Raw genomic sequence first — 16,271 nt, 5'->3', positions numbered from 1 at the left:
CAAACCCCGGCCGGGGTCATCGAGGGTTTTCCCTCCCCAACTCCCCTAGGGGGATCCCCCCTTGGGAGGAGATCACTGCGGCTCCTATTTTTTGTGACGTGCCGCACGCCAGGGCACACAGACCGGCCCACCGCCCCCGCTCGGCTCCCCCGAGCGGGGGCGGTACCGCAGGCTCTGTGCACTCCCCCCCCCACCCGCGCGTCCCCCACCGGCAACCCCCCATGAGGAGAACCATGTTCGGGTTCAACCGCGCCAAGAAGACGATGATCGCCGCCGCGGCCACGGCAGCCGCCGGCGCCGCCGCCGCGCTGCTCACCGCTCCCGGCGCCGTCGCCGCTCCCCAGCCCATCGTCGGCGGTACGACCACCACCGCCAGCGCGTACCCGTACGTCATGCAGATCACGGACTCCTCGCAGAACCAGTTCTGCGGCGGCACCCTGGTCTCGGCCACCAAGGTCGTCACGGCCGCGCACTGTCTGGTCGACGAGACCGCCAGCAGCATCCGCGTCGTCGGTGGCCGCACCTACCGCAACGGCACGAACGGCACGGTGGCCCGCGCCAGCAAGATCTGGATCCACCCGAGCTACAACAGCTCCACCATGACCAGCGATGTCGCCGTGATCACCCTGGCGACGTCGATGCCGTACACCAGCACCTCGTACGTCTCCGCCTCGCAGACCGGCGTCTACGCGGCCGGCACCACCGCCCGCATCATCGGCTGGGGCACCACGTCGTCCGGTGGCTCCTCCTCCAACCAGCTGCGCACCGCGACCGTGCCGATCGTGGCCAACTCGGTCTGCGGCAGCTCCAGCTCCTACGGCTCGGAGTTCGTCGCCAGCTCCATGGTCTGCGCCGGATACTCCTCCGGCGGCGTCGACACCTGCCAGGGCGACAGCGGCGGTCCCCTGATGATCGGGGGCGTCCTGGCAGGCATAGTTTCCTGGGGTTACGGCTGCGCCGACGCGCAGTACCCCGGTATCTACACCCGGCTGACCACCTTCTCCAACACGGTGGCCGCGCAGATCGCCTCGTGATCGAGGCCTCGCGCCGGGCCATGGACTCCTGAGGTACTGCCTCAGGACCCAGCAGGGGGCGCCGCGAACCTGCCACGAGCGGTTCGCGGCGCCCCCTCTCCAATGTCCGGGCGGGCTACGGGTGTTACGCGGCGCGGGCCCCGGACCGACGCGGGCCGGTATTACGGGCTTACGCGGCCGGGGCCACGGTGCCGAAGCGGATGTCGTACGGGCCGGCGTCGTCCGCGTCGCCGTGCAGGGTGGTGAGTGTGCGCTCCGCCTCCGTGACGAGTCCGGACCGCTGTTCCTTGGTGAGGCGACCGAAGGGTTCGAGGGTGAGGACGCCGGCGTCGAGCTTCCAGATACCGGCGAGGAACCCGTCGACGAGGAAGGTCCGGTGGGCCTGGTTCCCTTGCCAGGTACGGCCCTTGAGGTCCTGCGGGACCACGCGGGAGCGGTCCGCGTGGGACAGGAGCAGGTTGTCGAACTCGGGGAGCAGCCGGGGCGGGGCCGGGGTCTCCGGGTCGGGGCGGGGCGCGTCCGGCAGATCGAAGAGTTCGGTGCCGCGGTCGTCCCGGAAGGTGACCAGCTCGGGGCGCAGCCGCTCGAACGCCTCGCGCAGCCGGGTCAGTCCGGCCCAGGTCTGCATGTCCTTCACGGAGGCGGGCCCGAAGGCGGCGAGATAGCGCCGGACGACGGTCTCCGGCGCCGGGGCCTCCCCGGCGGGCCGGCCGAGCCAGTGCTCGGCGGTGGTCAGCGCGACCTGGCCGCTCCTCCCCCACAGACCGCGCGGGGTGACCTGGACCAGCGGCAGCCGGCACCGCGCGGCGACACCGAGGGCCTGCGGGTCGGCGTCGGGCCACTCCACGAGCAGGGCCTCGCGCAACTGCTTCAGGGTGCGCGGCTCCTCCTCGACGAGTTCCCGCGCGATCACCGCGAGCCGGTCGAGATCGACCCCGGCCAGCCCCTTCCGGAACAGCTGCAGCTCCCGCTCCCGGGCCGGCTGCACCAAGGGCCGCAGGGTCAGGCAGTCCTCGGCGGTGTGCGTGTGGATCGTGGACCGCATGGTGACGATACGGACGACCTCGCGGTCGGCCATGAGCGTCGACAGCCGCTCGGGCGCGAAGCCGTCCAGGCGGGCGGCGAGCGCGTAGTAGGGCGGCCGGACGTTCTGCGCCTGCAGCCCGAGCAGGTGTGTGATGGCGTCCTGGGCCGACAGGGGCGCCCGGTGCAGCAGCAACTGCCGGGCCAGGGTCGCGCGGTTGAGCGCGTCGGTGCCGAGCCGGGGAGCGGGGGCGGTCTGGGGCGCCTTGTTCGTCATGCTGTGCACGGTAGCGAGCGTTGCGGACAGTTTCTGTCCTCGACGTCCGCGACGGTCCTGTTCCCGTCCGCGTCTCCGCAGCCCGGTGGTCGAAGACCCCTCCTCTCCCCTCTCTCCTCCTCTCCCCCTCTCTCCCTCTCTCCCCCCTCCCCCACCGCTCTCGCGCCGTTTGCCCCGTATATCCTGCTCGGTGATCACACAGTCGTACGTGTACGCGCTATTCGGGAGGCATCCGCGATGGCCGATCGACGCGCCCGCCCGGCCGCGAAGAGCACCGGCCCGGCTCCGAGGGGCGGCCGGAAGTCCGGCTGGCGCCGCGCCCTGCCCCCTCCGTCGGCACCACCGGCCGACCCTCCGGCACCCCGTAAGGACGCGACGTCGGCGGCCACGGCCGAGCGGGCGGACAGCGTCGTCGAGGCGGCGCTGTACCAGGACGGCGTACGCGTCTCCTCCCCCGCCACGCTCGCGGACACGTACCGGGAGCTGCGGGAGGAACCGGCGGGCATGGCGTGGATCGGGCTGGCCCGCCCGACCGAGGGTGAACTCCTCTCCCTGGCCGCCGAGTTCGACCTGCACCCGCTCGCCGTCGAGGACGCGATGGAGGCGCATCAACGCCCCAAGCTGGAGCGGTACGGCGACACCCTCTTCGTCGTGCTGCGCGCCGCCCGCTACCTCGACGCGCCCGAGGAGGTCGACTTCGGCGAGCTGCACGTGTTCGTGGGGCCGGACTTCGTCATCACGGTCCGGCACGGCGCGGCACCCGACCTGTCGGCGGTGCGCCGCCGGATGGAGGAGACGCCGGAGCTGCTGAAGCTCGGCCCCGAGGCGGTGCTCTACGCGATCCTGGACGCGGTGGTCGACGGCTACGCGCCCGTGGTGGCCGGGGTCCAGAACGACGTCGACGAGATCGAGACGGAGGTCTTCCGCGGCGACCCGGAGGTCTCCCGCCGTATCTACGAACTCTCCCGCGAGATGGTCGAGTTCCAGCGCGCCACGCGTCCCCTCGTCGGCATGCTCCACGGCCTGATGGCCGGCTTCATCAAGTACGAGACGGACGACGAACTCCAGCGCTACCTCCGCGACGTCGCCGACCACGTCACCCACACCAGCGAACGCGTCGACGGCTTCCGCCAGGCCCTCACCGAGATCCTCACAGTCAACGCCACCCTCGTCACCCAGCAACAGAACGCGGAGATGCGGGCCTTGGCCGAGGCCGGCTTCGAACAGAACGAGGAGATCAAGAAAATCTCGTCGTGGGCGGCGATTCTCTTCGCTCCCACACTCGTAGGAACCATCTACGGCATGAACTTTGACCACATGCCCGAGTTGGGCTGGAGCTTCGGATACCCCTTCGCGATCGGCTTGATGGGGGTAGTTTGCGTAAGCCTGTACCTGATTTTCAAGCGGCGGGACTGGCTCTAAGCTCAGGCGATCGCGCCTCCAGCCGCTGCCCCTACCTGACCAGGGGTTTTGGCATCCATCGCGGCAGCGCACCGGGCCGCCATAGTGCGCGGTGGGGAATTGCCGGTGGTCCTGCGCTACTCCTCGACGACCGCGACCGGCGCCGTGGCCGTGGAGGCGTCGAGCATGGCGGGCATCGGGTGGCCGGGATGTTCGGCACGGATCAGCGCAACGCCTTCCGTTGGTATCGCAGGCGACGCCGTCACCGTCTGGGTCAAGGGTGCAGATCCTCGGGGCCGACCCACACGGGACCGGGAAAGTCCGAGCAATCCACATCTGGGGACGCCGGCAGGAGGCCCATCGGGCAGATCGGGACGTGCGGACGTGTCCGGTGCGGGGGCTCGATTGTCTCCGGGCAGGCCGCCCACAGGCTGGCGACGGATGGGCGGGCGGCGTCCCCGACTCGGGAGATCACCGGCCAGCCCGCCTCAGCGGAAGGTGCCCCGCCGAACCAGTAGACGTACGTGGCGCGCCGGACCAACGGGGCACTGAGCTCTTTCCAACCTGCGGAGGGAGCCGATCGGTAAATGTGTCGCACGTCGTTGCAAGGCGCCGGGATACTTCCTCGGTGACTCTCACCGCACTGCCCCGGCCCTCCCAACTGCTGCGGCCTCGGGCCCTCGTGCCCGGAGACCTTGTCGTCGTCGCGGCGCTGTCCGGGCCGCTCGATGCCAGATACGCGCCCGATCTCGCACGGGCCGTGGCCGAGATCGAACGGATGGGATTCCGTGTGCGGCTCGCGCCGCTTCTCGAAGCTGCACGGCACCACTGGTGGAGCGCGGCGCGGCCGGACGAGATCGCCAAGGAGTTCAACAGTCTGCTGCGTGACCCCGAGGTGCGCGCGATCGTCGCGCACGACGGTGGCCAGACAGTATTCGGGTACCTCGACCTGATCGACTTCGACGCGATCAGGGCCGACCCCAAACCGATCCTCGGCTACAGCGACATCTCCCTGCTTCACTTGGTGCTCTACGCGCGCACGGGCCTGGTCGGTGTCCATGCCGACGTGGCCACGTCCGGTCTCGGCGGGCACTGGCAAAGAGCGTCCGCGGCCCGCCGGACGGAGCTGGGGAAGCTGTACGCGACGCTGCTGACGGACACGGAGCCGATCGGTGCGCTGCCTGCCAGTCCGTCGTGGGAATGCTGGCGTGCCGGGCGTGCCGAAGGTCCGCTGATCGGCGGCGTCATCAACCGCCTGGTGCTGGCGCAGGCGACGCCCTTCGCGCTGCCGCTCGAATGCTTCGACGGCGCGGTCCTGTTCTGGGAGGAGGCGGGCGGCCAGGCATCGTACGTGTGGAACTACCTCCAGGTATTGCGCCACAGCGGCATCCTCGATCGGATAGCCGGCATGGTCGTGGGAGTTCCGGAGGCGATCGACGGGCTCGACTCACCAGACGGCTCCCCGAGCCTGGCTGAGATCGTCCTCGACGTCCTCGGGGACCGCGACATCCCCATCCTGGGCAACTTCGATGTCGGCCACGCGGGCCCGAATCTGCCGATGCCGGTCGGCGTCCGCGTCGCCCTCGACGCGGAGGAAAGGACGTTGTCGCTGCTCGAACCGGTAGTACGTGCTCGTGGCGACGCGACCGGTCGGTTGAGCAACGCGGATCAGTGAGGATGGAACCGCCAGGTCTTGAGGGTCGCCATGGCTTGCTCGCCGAGCGCGCGGATCTTTGCGTGAGCGCGATTGACGGCCTTCTGGCCTGCGGAGAGCTTGTCCCAGCGGCGGCGGAGAGATGGCGCCTTCGATCTCATCGAGAGCATCGCGTGCTTCGGAGCGTCGCTCCAGAAGGAGGCGCCTCAACTCTGAGCCTGCGGTCTTGGTCTGCTGCCCCTCCGTGACAAGGTGGCGCTGCAGATGTCTCGGTACAGCTTCGAGCAGCTCAGACAACAGCACCGGAACTTGCAGAGGGCGGACATACGTGACTCGCAACTGCTTCACCGAGTCTGCCGCCTTGCGGCCGCGCACGCACTTGCCTACGTACTTGACCTCGTAGCGTCCATACCTGTCTTGCGCTGCGATCAGGACCAAGTGGCGTCCCTTGAAGAGCTCTTCCTTGCGTATGAGTGTCCACTCGTACTCGAGACGGCGGGACCGATAGATCTCCTCGAGGGCCCTGACGTCTTCGTACTCGAAGCCCTCGCACTTGATGATCGCAACCATGGCTGCATTCTGACCCAAGCCGCCTATCGACGGGCCGGCTTCAGCACCGGCCTGCCGCTCTCTGAGGCCCCCCTGCATGAGTCCTCCCGCGGTTGCCAGGCGTGCTGCCCGAGACACAATGCCCGCGCAGGACCAAGACACGCACCGCTCGCGATCGGTCTCATGGGGGGCCGGGACTGGCTGTGCGTCACCGCTGGTGATCGGCGGCTTCGTGGGCGATCTGGGCGAACTGGGCGGCCATGGCCTCGGACAGGGCCTGGGCGGCGGAGAGGGGGCGGACCATCACCGTGAACTCGTCGATCTTGCCGCTCTCGTCGAAGTGGAGGAAGTCGCAGCCCTGGAGCTGCTTGCCGGCGACGGTGGCGGTGAAGACGAGAGCGTGGTCGCGGCCGTCCGGGTTGGCGATCTCGCGGATGTAGGTGAAGTCCTCGAAGACGCGGGACACGGCACGCAGGATCGCCGCGGTGATCGCCTTGCCCGGGTACGGCTTGAAGGCGACCGGGCTGGTGAAGACGACGTCGTCGGACAGCAGTGCGGCCACGGCGTCCATGTCGCCGCCCTCGACAGCCTTGCGGAACGGATGCATGAGCCACCTCCATAGGTAAAAAATTGAGTAGGTGAAGGGGAGAGTAGAAGGGAACGCGCGCCTTGTCCATGGGCGGTGCTAGCGTGCCGCTCATGGCTTTGCGGAACGCGGTGATGGCCGCACTGCTGGAGGGCGAGGCGTCCGGGTACGACCTCGCGAAGGGGTTCGACGCGACGGTCGCCAACTTCTGGATGTCGACGCCCCAGCAGCTCTACCGCGAGCTGGAGCGCATGGAGGCCGAAGGACTGGTCACGGCCCGCGTCGTCGAGCAGGAGCGCCGCCCCAACAAGCGGCTGTTCTCCCTGACGGCGGCCGGGCGGGAGGCCGTCCACGCGTACACCGCCGAGCCGTTGGGCAAACCGGCCGTGATCCGGGACGAGTTGCTGGTCAAGGTGCAGTGCGTGGACGCGGGCGACATCGACGCGGTCCGCAGGTCCGTCTCCGAGCGCATGGAGTGGGCGACCGCCAAGCTCGCCCGTTACGAGCGGCTCCGGCAGCGTCTGCTCGACGGGCGCTCCGAGGAGGCGTACTTCGCCGAGGCCGAGCGCGTCGGCCCGTATCTCACCCTTCTGCGCGGGATGTCGTTCGAGCGGGAGAACCTTCAGTGGGGGGACATCGCGCTTCGCAGGCTCGCGCAGCGTTCGGCTGCCACCGAAGCCGACGGCCGGGTCGGCGGCCGGGTCGGCGGCACATCCGGCTGACCGTCCCCATAGTCAACTACGCACCTATCCGCATCGAGCCAAAGTGATCCGAGCCTCGTCGGGCGCCTTCCGGGATCAGGGAGGTGCTCATATCCTCGTGCGCCTACTGTTACCGATGGTAAGGGGTAGGGGATGGGCGGCACCACGCGCAGAGGGTTCCTGGGTACGGCCGCGGTCGCCGGGGGTGGGGCGGCGCTCGGGGTTCCGCAGCGGGCCGCGGCCCGCGGTGGCGCCGCCGCGCAGAGCGTGGCCGTGCTGGGCGGGGGTGTCGCCGGGCTCACGGCCGCGCACGAACTCGCCGAGCGCGGCTTCCGGGTGACGGTCTACGAACGCAAGGCGCTCGGCGGCAAGGCCCGCAGCATGGACGTACCGGACAGCGCCACGGGCGGCCGGGCCCCCCTGCCCGGGGAGCACGGCTTCCGCTTCATCCCCGGCATCTATCACAACCTGCCCGACACCATGCGGCGCATCCCCTTCCCCGGCAACCCGGGCGGTGTCCACGACAACCTCGTCGCGCCCAAGGAGATGCTCTTCGCCCGGGCGGGTGGCCGCGAGGACATCCGGATCCCGCTGCCCTGGCCCGGTGCCACCCCGGCCGAACTCACCCCCGACGAGATCCGCCGCGCCCTCACCTCCGTCCTGGACACCGCCTTCAACCTCCCGCTCCACGAAGCCCTCTACTTCGCCAACCGCTTCCTGGTCTTCCTCACCAGCTGCGACGAACGCCGCGACGAGGTGTGGGAGCGGACACCGTGGTGGGAGTTCGTACGGGCCGGGCGGATGTCGTACGACTACCAGCGCATCCTGGCCGTCGGCATCACCCGCAACATCGTGGCCACCAAGGCCGAGGAGGCCAGCACCCGTACGGTGGCGACCCTGTTGGAGGCCTTCGCCTTCAACCTCCTCGGCCGGGGTGCGGACGGGCCGCTCGACCGGATCCTCGACGGGCCCACCAACGAGGCCTGGATCGACCCCTGGGTGGCCCATCTGCGGTCGCTCGGGGTCGAGTTCCGGGTCGGCTGGACCGTACGGGATCTGGCGCTGGACGCGGGCCGGATCGCCGGGGCCGTCCTGGAGGACCCGGAGGGCGCCCGCCGGACCGTCACCGCCGACCACTACATCTCCGCCATGCCGGTCGAGCACGCCCGCCGCACCTGGAACTCCGCCGTGCGGGCCGCCGACCCCCAACTGGCCGCGTGCGACCGGCTGGAGACGGACTGGATGACCGGCATCCAGTTCTATCTGACCGAACGGACGCCGATCCTGCACGGCCATCTCGACCTCATCGACTCCCCCTGGTCACTGACCGCGATCGCCCAGGCCCAGCACTGGCCGCGCCACGACTTCCCGGCGGACTTCGGTGACGGCACGGTCGCGGACTGCCTGTCCGTGGACGTCTCCGAGTGGGACAGGCCGGGCATCCTGTACGGGAAGACGGCCAAGCAGTGCACCCGCACCGAGGTCGCCCGCGAGGTGTGGGCGCAGTTGAAGGCGTCGCTCAACGACAGCGGCCGTACGGTCCTGAAGGACTCCGTGCTGCACTCCTGGTTCCTCGACCCGGCCGTGGACGGACTCGGCACCCCGAACCCGGTCAACGACGAGCAGTTGCTCATCCATCCGACGGGCACCTTCCACCACCGTCCGCGGTCGGCGACCCGGATCCCCAACCTCTTCCTCTCCGGCGACTACGTGGCCGTCCCCATCGACCTGGCCACCATGGAGGGCGCCAACACCTCGGCGCGGCAGGCCGTCAACGCCCTGCTGGACGAGGTCGGTTCGGCCGCCGAGCGCTGCACCGTCACCCCGCTGTACCGGGCCCCCGAGTTCGAACCGCTCAAACGCCACGACCGCACCCGATACCTCCTCGGGCTGCCGAATCTCTTCGACATCGGCTGACCGCGTCGCCCTCGCCCTGAGACCGGCAGGGCGCGTAGCCGGCGGTGAGGGGGGAACCCGGCGTGCCATGCGTCCGAATCATGACGAGGCGCCCGTCCTCGATGCGCTGGCCCGGTACCGGAACACCGACGAGCTGGGGTTCACTCCCCCTGGTCACAAGCAGGCGCGGGGCGCGGATCCACGCGCCCGTGCGGTCCTGGGTGATGCCGTCTTCCACGGTGACGTACTCGCGGGCGGCGGCCTCGACGACCGGCTCACCCGGGGCGGGGTCCTGGCGCGGGCCGAGGAACTCATGGCCGACGCCGTGCACGCGGACCACACGTACTTCTCGACGTGCGGGAGTTCCCTGTCGGTGAAGGCGGCGATGCTGGCGGTGACCCGCCCGGAGCACCGGCTCCTCGTCGGGCGCGACGCGCACAAGTCGGTGATCGCCGGGCTCATCCTGTCGGGCGTCGAGCCGGTCTGGGTGGAGCCGCAGTGGGACGCCACCCGGCACCTGGCCCACCCGCCGTCCGCCGCCGCGTACGAGAAGGCGTTCGGTGAACATCCCGACGCCGACGGCGCGTTGGTCACCAGCCCCACGCCGTACGGCGCCGCCGCCGATCTCGGCGGGATCGCCGAGGTCTGCCACCGCCGGGGGAAGCCTCTCGTCGTGGACGAGGCGTGGGGAGCGCATCTGCCGTTCCACGAGGACCTGCCGTCCTGGGCCATGGACGCGGGCGCCGACATCTGTGTGACCAGCATCCACAAGATGGGCAGCGGTCTGGAGCAGGGCTCGGTGTTCCACCTCCGGGGCGACCTCGTCGATCCCGCCGAACTGGCCTCGCGGGCCGACCTCCTCGGCACGACCAGCCCCAACGTCCTGCTGTACGCGGGTATCGACGCCTGGCGCCGGCAGATGGTCGAGCACGGTCACGAACTCATGGGCCGGGCCCTGAAGCTGGCCGCACGCACCCGCACGGCCATCGAGGCGATCGACGGTTTCCACGTCAACGACGCGCACGACTTCTGCGGCCCCGGCCTGGCCCATGACTTCGATCCCCTGCCGGTCGTCATGGACATCGGCGACCTGGGCACCAGCGGCTACCGCGCCGCCGACTGGCTGCGCGCGCACCATCACCTCGACACCCATCTCTTCGACCACCGGCGGGTCAGCGCGCAGTTCACCCACGCCGACGACGAGGAGACCGCCGAGCGGCTCCTCACCGCCCTGGGCGATCTGGCCGACCACGCCGACGAGCTGCGGGACGCCCCTCAGGTCGCCGTCCCGTCCCCGGCCGAGCTGCGCATGGACCAGGCCCGGCTGCCCCGGGACGCCTATTTCGCGCGGCACGCGAAGGTTCCCGTCGCCGAGGCCGCCGGCCGCGTCGCCGCCGAGATGATCACGCCGTATCCGCCGGGCATCCCCGTCGTCCTGCCCGGCGAGCGGCTGACCGAGCCCGTGCTGCGGTACCTGGTGACCGGGGTCGAGGCGGGGATGTTCCTGCCGGACGCGGCCGACCGGCGCCTGGAGACCGTACGGGTCGTCGCCGAGGACCGTTAGGCCCCGGACCACGGGGTACTCGACGGCACGATCCCGGAACCACCGCCCCACGCTCCACCTGGAGAGACGATGCCCGCGTTCGGATACTTCCTGTCGTGCGAGGAGCACACCCCCGCAGAACTCGTCGAGCAGGCCAGGATGGCCGAGCAGGCCGGCTTCGACTCGCTCTGGATCTCCGACCACTACCACCCGTGGAACGACCACCAGGGTCAGAGTCCGTTCGTGTGGACGGTGATCGGCGCCCTGTCGCAGGCCGTCTCGCTGCCCGTCGAGACGGCGGTGACCTGCCCCCTCGTACGCACGCATCCGGCCGTGATCGCCCAGGCGGCGGCGACCAGCGCCGCGCTGCTGGGCGGGCGCTTCCGGCTCGGGGTGGGCACCGGCGAGGCCCTCAACGAGCACATCCTCGGTACCCCCTGGCCCGAGGCGTCCGTACGGCTGGAGATGCTGGAGGAGTCGCTGCAGATCATCCGGAAGCTGTTCACCGGGGAGCAGACGAGCCATCGCGGCAAGCACTACACGGTGGAGAACGCCCGTCTGTACACGCTGCCCGACGAGCCGGTGCCCATCGACGTCTCCGCCTTCGGGCCGCAGGCCGCCGAGGTCGCCGCCCGCGTCGGCGACGGGCTGATCACGATGACGCCCGACGCCGCCCTGGTCGAACGCTTCCGCCGCGGCGGCGGGGGCGCCGACCCGGTGCAGGGCGGGCTCAAGGTGTGCTGGGGCCCGGACCGGGAGGAGGCGCTCCGCACCGCGCACCGGCTGTGGCCCAACGAGCGGCTGCCCGGGGAGCTCCCGCAGATCCTGCCGACCCCACGCCACTTCGAGCAGGCGTCCGAGCTGGTCACCGAGGACCAGGTGGCCGCCGCCGTACCGTGCGGCGACGACCCGGACGCGCATGTCGAGGCGCTGGCCGCGTTCGTCGACGCGGGCTTCGACACCGTGTACGTCAATCAGATCGGCAAGGACCAGCAGGGCTTCTTCGACTTCTACCGCACGAAGATCCTGCCGCGGCTGCGGGCCTGAGCGCGATCGGCGGATGGACGGGAAGGACCGGGCGGCTGTGCACAGCCGCCCGGTCCTTCCCGTCGGTGGTTCGGATCAGATGGGCGAGCCGGGGTTCTCGGGGCGGATCCGGCCGCGCCAGGCGCCCGTCTCTCCCCCGCGGCCCTCGATGTAGTCCTTGAAGCGGTGCAGGTCTCCCTTCACCCGGCGGTCGATCATGCCGAGCATGTCCGCGCCCTTCTCGGCCATACCGGTGGGCTCGACGTCCATGGTCAGCTCCACCCGGGTGTGGGTGTCGTCCAGGCGTTCGAACCGGACCGATCCCCGCTGCCGGGTGTCGCCGTCGACGACCCGCCAGGTGATCCGGTCGTCCGGCATCTGGTCGACGATCTCGGTGTCGAACTCGCGCCGGACCCCGCCGATGCTGGTCGTCCAGTGGTTGTGCCGTTCGTCGAGCTGCCGCACCTCCTCGACGCCCTCCATGAAGTGCGGGAACTCCTCGAACTGCGTCCACTGGTTGTAGGCGGTGTGGACGGGGACCTCGACGTCCACCGCTTCCTTCACCGTGCTCATCGTTCCTCCTCACTGTCGGTCGTACCGCCGGCGGCGGGTACCGCGGTCGTTCCGCATGACGCCGGGTACCCGGACCGCACGGAATGAAGACCCGCATATCGGGGCGTATCGCGAATCAGCGGGGGCACTCGGGCCCCATGGACACCGAGACCGGGCTTCAGGGCTCGTACTGGCTGCAGACCGCACCGCCCGGCGAACCCGCTCCCCCGCCCACCGGTGACCTCGAGGTCGAGGTCGCGGTGATCGGTGGTGGTGTCGCCGGACTCAGTACGGCCTGGGAGCTGGTCCGGCAGGGGCGGGAGGTGGCGGTGCTGGAGGCCGACCGGATCGCCGCCGGGGTCACCGGCCACACGACCGCCAAGCTGACCGCGCTGCACACGCTGGTCTACGACCGGCTGCGCCGCACCCGCGGCCCCGAGGGCGCACGGCTGTACGCGGCCTCGCAGAGCGCGGCGATCCGGCACGCCCACGAGATCGTCGGCGAACTCGGCATCGACTGCGACTGGGAGGAGGCCGCGGCCTGCACCTACGCGGAGGACCCACGGCAGGTGGGCGCCCTGCGGGCGGAGGCCGCCGCCGCGCGGGAGGCGGGGCTGCCGGCCGAGTTCGTGACCGGGACGGAGCTGCCGTTCGCGGTCGCCGGGGCGGTCCGGGTGAGCGGGCAGGCCCAGTTCCATCCCCGTAAGTACCTGCTGGCGCTCGCCGACGATCTGCGCCGCCGCGGCGGCACGGTGTACGAGGGAACACGTGTCGTCGGCCTCACCGAGGGCGAGCCGTGCACCCTGCGGACGGATTCCGGTGTCGCGATCCGCGCCGCCGACGTCGTGATCGCCACCCACTACCCCGTCTTCGACCGGGCCCTGCTGTTCACCCGTCTCAGCTCACGCCGGGAACTCGTGGTGGCCGCGCCCGTCGCCGAGGACCGCGCCCCGCGCGACATGTACATCACGCCGGAACTGTCCACCCGCTCCGTGCGCAGCGCCCCGTACCGCGACGGCGAACGGCTGCTGATCGTCACCGGGGAGCACTTCACCCCCGGCACCGCCGATGTCGAGGAGCGGTTCGCCCGGCTGTCCGGCTGGGCCGAGGACCGCTTCGGCGGGCTCACCTTCACCCACCGCTGGGCCACCCAGGACAACGACTCCACCGACTCCGTACCGCTGGTCGGCCCGCTGCGTCCCGGCAGCCGGCACGCCTATGTGGCCACCGGCTTCGGCGGCTGGGGCCTGAGCGGCGGCATCATGGCGGGCGGTCTGCTCAGCGATCTGATCAACGGCAGCCCGCCCGCCTGGCACCGTCTCTACGACCCGCGCCGTCTGGCGTCCGTGGTCCGTGAGGGGACGTCGTTCCTGAAGCACCAGGCCCAGGTGGCCCGGCACTTCGTCGGCGACCGGCTGCCGTCCGTGACGGCACCCGCGCCGGACGACATCCCGCCGGGCCACGGCGCGGTGGTGCGCCGGGGCGGACGGCACTACGCCCTCCACCGGGACGAGAACGGAACGCTCCGCGCGCTCTCGGCACGCTGCACCCACCTCGGCTGCCTCGTGGCCTTCAACGACGCGGAGCAGGCCTGGGAGTGCCCGTGCCACGGCTCCCGCTTCGCCCCGGACGGACGGATCCTCCAGGGCCCCGCCGCACACCCCCTGGAGGAACACGACATCCCCGACTAGCAACGAACCACCCCACGGCGACGCGCACGCGCCGCCCTCGCCGAAAGCAGGTCGCCCCATGACGAAGAAGCCGCACACGTCCGAACCGTCGCACGGTCGGGGCCCCAGCCGTCACCAGGGCACCGAACAGCACGGCTGGTCTCCCGACGTGGACGAGACCCGACAGCAGGACAACCCGAGCGCCCGCAGGTCCTTCCACACCGCCGAGCACGGCGGCGGGAAGGGACCGGGCCGGACCAAGTCCAAGGAGGAGTCGAGGTCCGTACCGGGTGACACGGTGAAGAGCACCAGTACCCGGGGCGAGGAGTACGCCGACGAGGAGGAGAAGGGCCGGCGCGACACCGGGCCCAAGGGCCGCTCCCGGCGCCCCAGCGGCACCAGGGACGCCTCCTCCGGGACCGGCGTCGACCCCCAGGACCCGCCGCCCGGGCGGCACTCGGGCTGACGAGCCCGTGCGTGACCGGCCGGACGGGCCGGCGGCGCGGGGCGAGGACATGGACCGGTCCACGGACCCGGCGGGGCTCGCGCTCGTCGTGATCGACATGATCAACACCTATGACCACGAGGACGCCGAGCTGCTGGTGCCGTCCGTCCGGGAGGTCGTTCCCGTGCTCGCGGAGCTGATCGGCCGGGCCCGCCGGGCGGACGTACCGGTGATCTACGCGAACGACAACTTCGGATCGTGGCGCTCCCACCACGGCGAACTCGTGAACCTCGCGCTGTCCCGCCCGCACGCGGACCTGATCGAGCCGATACGGCCCGACGACGAGTCGCTCTTCGTGGTCAAGGCCCGCCACTCCGCGTTCTACGAGACGCCCCTGGCCTACCTCCTGTGGCGGTGGGGCGTCGGACACGTGGTGCTCACCGGACAGGTCACCGAGCAGTGTGTCCTCTACTCCGCCCTGGACGCGCACATCCGCCATCTGGAGGTCACGGTGCCCCGGGACGCCGTCGCCTCCATCCACCCTCGTCTGGAGTCCGCCGCCCTGGAGATGATGGAACGCAACATGAACGCCCGGATCGTCACGGCGAAGGAGATCGACTTCGCTACGGACCACTGACCCGCTCCGGCACGAGCTGGTCCGCGAGGCGGTGCGCCTGGGCCAGCAGCGTGCCGTAGACCACCAGCGCGTCGGGGTCGTCGGCCACGGCTCCCGGCAGCGGGCGGCGGAACGCGTCCAGCGTGCGGTGGAGCCCCTCGACCGCCTCGCGGAGTTCCCGCGCGGCGGCGTCGTCGTGGCCGCTCGGGGCGAACCGGGTGCGGCTGTACAGCCCGATGGCGTCCGCCGTGTCGCGCAGGAAGTCCGCGTAGGCGTGGGTGATCGCCCCGGCGGGGCGGGCCGCCTTCGTGCCGGTCGTCGCGTTCTCCCACACCGTCCGGGTCACGCCCGAGGTGTGGACGGCCACGTGGTCGAGCACGACCAGCGCGTCGGCGTAGCCGTCGCCGGGCGGGGACAGGGTCCGCCCCCGGCGGCCCCGCGGATTGACGCGCATGCTCTCGTGGCTCCAGCCGATCGCCGAACGGGCCTGGTCGACCAGGCGGTCCAGATGCAGGGCGCGCTCGTGCCAGTGTCCGGCGGCCTGGCCGTCCCAGTCCTCGCCGGCCAGTCCGTCGGCCACCGCGTCGAGGATCTCCCGCGCCTCGCGGGCCGCGTCCTGAAGCGCGGAGCGGGCGTCGCGCAGATACACCGGGGGCCTGATCAGCGCGTTGACCGCGACGCCCACCACCGCTCCGAAGACCGCCTCCGCGATCCGCGCGGCCGACCCGGTGACGGTGACCTGACCGCCGGTCAGCACGAAGAGGGCGCCGGTGGCGGCGTAGACGCCCTGGCTGCCCAGCCGCTGCCACTGCCCCAGCAGCAGTACCGTCGGCAGGACCAGGGCCATCGTGACCATCGTGCTGTCCAGCGCCAGCGCCACCCCGGTCGCCACCACCGTGCCCACCGCGATCGCGCCGAGCTGCTGCAGCCCGTGCGCGACGGACCGGTACACCGTCGACTCCACCAGGACGACCGCGACCCAGGGCGCCACGAACGCCATCGGGGCCGCGAGCCACCAGCCCGCGACCGCCCACGCCACCCAGGCGGCGAGGGCCGCCTTGCCGGCCTGTGCCACCAGATCCCGCTCCCGGCCCGGCGCCGCCCACGCCCGCCGCACCGTCGTCACGGCCGTCCCGGCACCGCCCCGGGCGGCCCGGACCGCCCTCCGCGTCCACTCCATGGCACAGCAGGTGCCACGTCAGGAGCGAGTTGCACTCACCGACCACGATTTCCTCCACACCTTTCACCCCTTTTATTGGAGTTAGTCGGATTAGTTGGATTAGTCGGATTCAAGGAAT

General features: G+C 71.0%; 15 protein-coding genes and 1 pseudogene. 10 read left to right on the top strand and 6 right to left on the bottom strand.

Going from position 1 to position 16,271, the window contains the following annotated elements; translation table 11 throughout:
* Nucleotides 1-233 precede the first annotated feature (233 nt).
* Nucleotides 234-1,034 (top strand): S1 family serine peptidase, encoded by an 801-nt coding sequence (locus ACZ7MG_RS37050; RefSeq protein WP_471383679.1) that lies wholly within the window; start codon nt 234-236, stop codon nt 1,032-1,034.
* A gap of 169 nt (nt 1,035-1,203) precedes the next feature.
* On the opposite strand, the gene ACZ7MG_RS37045 is transcribed toward ACZ7MG_RS37050, so the two are convergent.
* On the bottom strand, nt 1,204-2,334 hold the full coding sequence (locus tag ACZ7MG_RS37045) for a winged helix DNA-binding domain-containing protein (protein ID WP_471383682.1): 1,131 nt from the start codon (nt 2,332-2,334) through the stop codon (nt 1,204-1,206).
* A gap of 237 nt (nt 2,335-2,571) precedes the next feature.
* Here ACZ7MG_RS37045 and ACZ7MG_RS37040 point away from each other — a divergent pair, with 237 nt between their 5' ends.
* Entirely contained in the window at nt 2,572-3,756 is a 1,185-nt protein-coding gene (locus ACZ7MG_RS37040) for a magnesium and cobalt transport protein CorA (RefSeq protein ID WP_471383685.1), read from the top strand.
* A 116-nt stretch (nt 3,757-3,872) separates the two neighbouring features.
* On the opposite strand, the gene ACZ7MG_RS37035 is transcribed toward ACZ7MG_RS37040, so the two are convergent.
* Complete coding sequence (locus tag ACZ7MG_RS37035) at nt 3,873-4,013, bottom strand: hypothetical protein (RefSeq protein WP_471383688.1); 141 nt, start codon at nt 4,011-4,013, stop codon at nt 3,873-3,875.
* A 311-nt stretch (nt 4,014-4,324) separates the two neighbouring features.
* Between ACZ7MG_RS37035 and ACZ7MG_RS37030 the strand changes: the two genes are divergently transcribed.
* Entirely contained in the window at nt 4,325-5,410 is a 1,086-nt protein-coding gene (locus tag ACZ7MG_RS37030; protein ID WP_471946547.1) for a S66 peptidase family protein, read from the top strand.
* 8 nt (nt 5,411-5,418) lie between these two features.
* Here the strand turns inward: ACZ7MG_RS37030 and ACZ7MG_RS37025 are convergent.
* Both ACZ7MG_RS37025 and ACZ7MG_RS37020 read right to left on the bottom strand, forming a co-directional pair.
* A pseudogene (locus tag ACZ7MG_RS37025) lies at nt 5,419-5,520 on the bottom strand (IS5/IS1182 family transposase); the annotation flags it as partial.
* Between the two features lie 626 nt (nt 5,521-6,146).
* Complete coding sequence (locus ACZ7MG_RS37020; RefSeq protein WP_471383694.1) at nt 6,147-6,545, bottom strand: nuclear transport factor 2 family protein; 399 nt, start codon at nt 6,543-6,545, stop codon at nt 6,147-6,149.
* A gap of 92 nt (nt 6,546-6,637) precedes the next feature.
* Between ACZ7MG_RS37020 and ACZ7MG_RS37015 the strand changes: the two genes are divergently transcribed.
* From ACZ7MG_RS37015 to ACZ7MG_RS37000, 4 genes are all read left to right on the top strand, one after another.
* Complete coding sequence (locus ACZ7MG_RS37015) at nt 6,638-7,246, top strand: PadR family transcriptional regulator (RefSeq protein WP_471383697.1); 609 nt, start codon at nt 6,638-6,640, stop codon at nt 7,244-7,246.
* 132 nt (nt 7,247-7,378) lie between these two features.
* On the top strand, nt 7,379-9,142 hold the full coding sequence (locus ACZ7MG_RS37010; RefSeq protein ID WP_471383699.1) for a hydroxysqualene dehydroxylase: 1,764 nt from the start codon (nt 7,379-7,381) through the stop codon (nt 9,140-9,142).
* 67 nt (nt 9,143-9,209) lie between these two features.
* On the top strand, nt 9,210-10,685 hold the full coding sequence (locus ACZ7MG_RS37005) for an aminotransferase class I/II-fold pyridoxal phosphate-dependent enzyme (RefSeq protein WP_471383702.1): 1,476 nt from the start codon (nt 9,210-9,212) through the stop codon (nt 10,683-10,685).
* A gap of 69 nt (nt 10,686-10,754) precedes the next feature.
* Nucleotides 10,755-11,711 (top strand): LLM class F420-dependent oxidoreductase, encoded by a 957-nt coding sequence (locus ACZ7MG_RS37000; RefSeq protein WP_471383705.1) that lies wholly within the window; start codon nt 10,755-10,757, stop codon nt 11,709-11,711.
* A 75-nt stretch (nt 11,712-11,786) separates the two neighbouring features.
* On the opposite strand, the gene ACZ7MG_RS36995 is transcribed toward ACZ7MG_RS37000, so the two are convergent.
* On the bottom strand, nt 11,787-12,263 hold the full coding sequence (locus tag ACZ7MG_RS36995) for an SRPBCC family protein (RefSeq protein WP_471383708.1): 477 nt from the start codon (nt 12,261-12,263) through the stop codon (nt 11,787-11,789).
* Between the two features lie 137 nt (nt 12,264-12,400).
* On the opposite strand from ACZ7MG_RS36995, the gene ACZ7MG_RS36990 reads away from it, so the two are divergent.
* From ACZ7MG_RS36990 to ACZ7MG_RS36980, 3 genes are read left to right on the top strand one after another with little or no spacing between them, the layout of a single operon-like run.
* A complete protein-coding gene (locus ACZ7MG_RS36990) occupies nt 12,401-13,933 on the top strand; it encodes an FAD-dependent oxidoreductase (RefSeq protein ID WP_471383710.1) in 1,533 nt (510 codons plus the stop codon).
* Nucleotides 13,934-13,991: 58 nt separating this feature from the next.
* Nucleotides 13,992-14,378: a hypothetical protein gene (locus ACZ7MG_RS36985; RefSeq protein ID WP_471383713.1), complete on the top strand. Its 387-nt coding sequence runs from the start codon at nt 13,992-13,994 to the stop codon at nt 14,376-14,378.
* A 49-nt stretch (nt 14,379-14,427) separates the two neighbouring features.
* Nucleotides 14,428-14,994 carry a cysteine hydrolase family protein gene (locus ACZ7MG_RS36980; RefSeq protein ID WP_471384027.1) on the top strand — a complete coding sequence of 189 codons (567 nt, stop codon included), beginning with the start codon at nt 14,428-14,430 and terminating at the stop codon, nt 14,992-14,994.
* Here ACZ7MG_RS36980 and ACZ7MG_RS36975 read toward each other — a convergent pair.
* A complete protein-coding gene (locus tag ACZ7MG_RS36975) occupies nt 14,981-16,153 on the bottom strand; it encodes an FUSC family protein (protein ID WP_471383716.1) in 1,173 nt (390 codons plus the stop codon). The two genes, ACZ7MG_RS36980 and ACZ7MG_RS36975, sit on opposite strands and share 14 nt — an antisense overlap.
* Nucleotides 16,154-16,271: the final 118 nt, after the last annotated feature.

The organism is Streptomyces sp. NPDC107538, from assembly GCF_055657445.1.
This window is presented reverse-complemented; position numbering and strand designations above follow the sequence as displayed.

Excerpts from the sequence above, each read along its gene's own strand:
- ACZ7MG_RS37005 (WP_471383702.1), top strand. The coding sequence starts at position 9,210 with ATGCGTCCGAATCATGACGAGGCGCCCGTCCTCGATGCGCTGGCCCGG.
- ACZ7MG_RS37020 (WP_471383694.1), bottom strand. The coding sequence starts at position 6,545 with ATGCATCCGTTCCGCAAGGCTGTCGAGGGCGGCGACATGGACGCCGTG.
- ACZ7MG_RS37015 (WP_471383697.1), top strand. The coding sequence starts at position 6,638 with ATGGCTTTGCGGAACGCGGTGATGGCCGCACTGCTGGAGGGCGAGGCG.
- ACZ7MG_RS37000 (WP_471383705.1), top strand. The coding sequence starts at position 10,755 with ATGCCCGCGTTCGGATACTTCCTGTCGTGCGAGGAGCACACCCCCGCA.
- ACZ7MG_RS37010 (WP_471383699.1), top strand. The coding sequence starts at position 7,379 with ATGGGCGGCACCACGCGCAGAGGGTTCCTGGGTACGGCCGCGGTCGCC.
- ACZ7MG_RS37040 (WP_471383685.1), top strand. The coding sequence starts at position 2,572 with ATGGCCGATCGACGCGCCCGCCCGGCCGCGAAGAGCACCGGCCCGGCT.
- ACZ7MG_RS37045 (WP_471383682.1), bottom strand. The coding sequence starts at position 2,334 with ATGACGAACAAGGCGCCCCAGACCGCCCCCGCTCCCCGGCTCGGCACC.
- ACZ7MG_RS37050 (WP_471383679.1), top strand. The coding sequence starts at position 234 with ATGTTCGGGTTCAACCGCGCCAAGAAGACGATGATCGCCGCCGCGGCC.
- ACZ7MG_RS36985 (WP_471383713.1), top strand. The coding sequence starts at position 13,992 with ATGACGAAGAAGCCGCACACGTCCGAACCGTCGCACGGTCGGGGCCCC.
- ACZ7MG_RS36990 (WP_471383710.1), top strand. The coding sequence starts at position 12,401 with ATGGACACCGAGACCGGGCTTCAGGGCTCGTACTGGCTGCAGACCGCA.
- ACZ7MG_RS36980 (WP_471384027.1), top strand. The coding sequence starts at position 14,428 with ATGGACCGGTCCACGGACCCGGCGGGGCTCGCGCTCGTCGTGATCGAC.
- ACZ7MG_RS36975 (WP_471383716.1), bottom strand. The coding sequence starts at position 16,153 with ATGGAGTGGACGCGGAGGGCGGTCCGGGCCGCCCGGGGCGGTGCCGGG.
- ACZ7MG_RS36995 (WP_471383708.1), bottom strand. The coding sequence starts at position 12,263 with ATGAGCACGGTGAAGGAAGCGGTGGACGTCGAGGTCCCCGTCCACACC.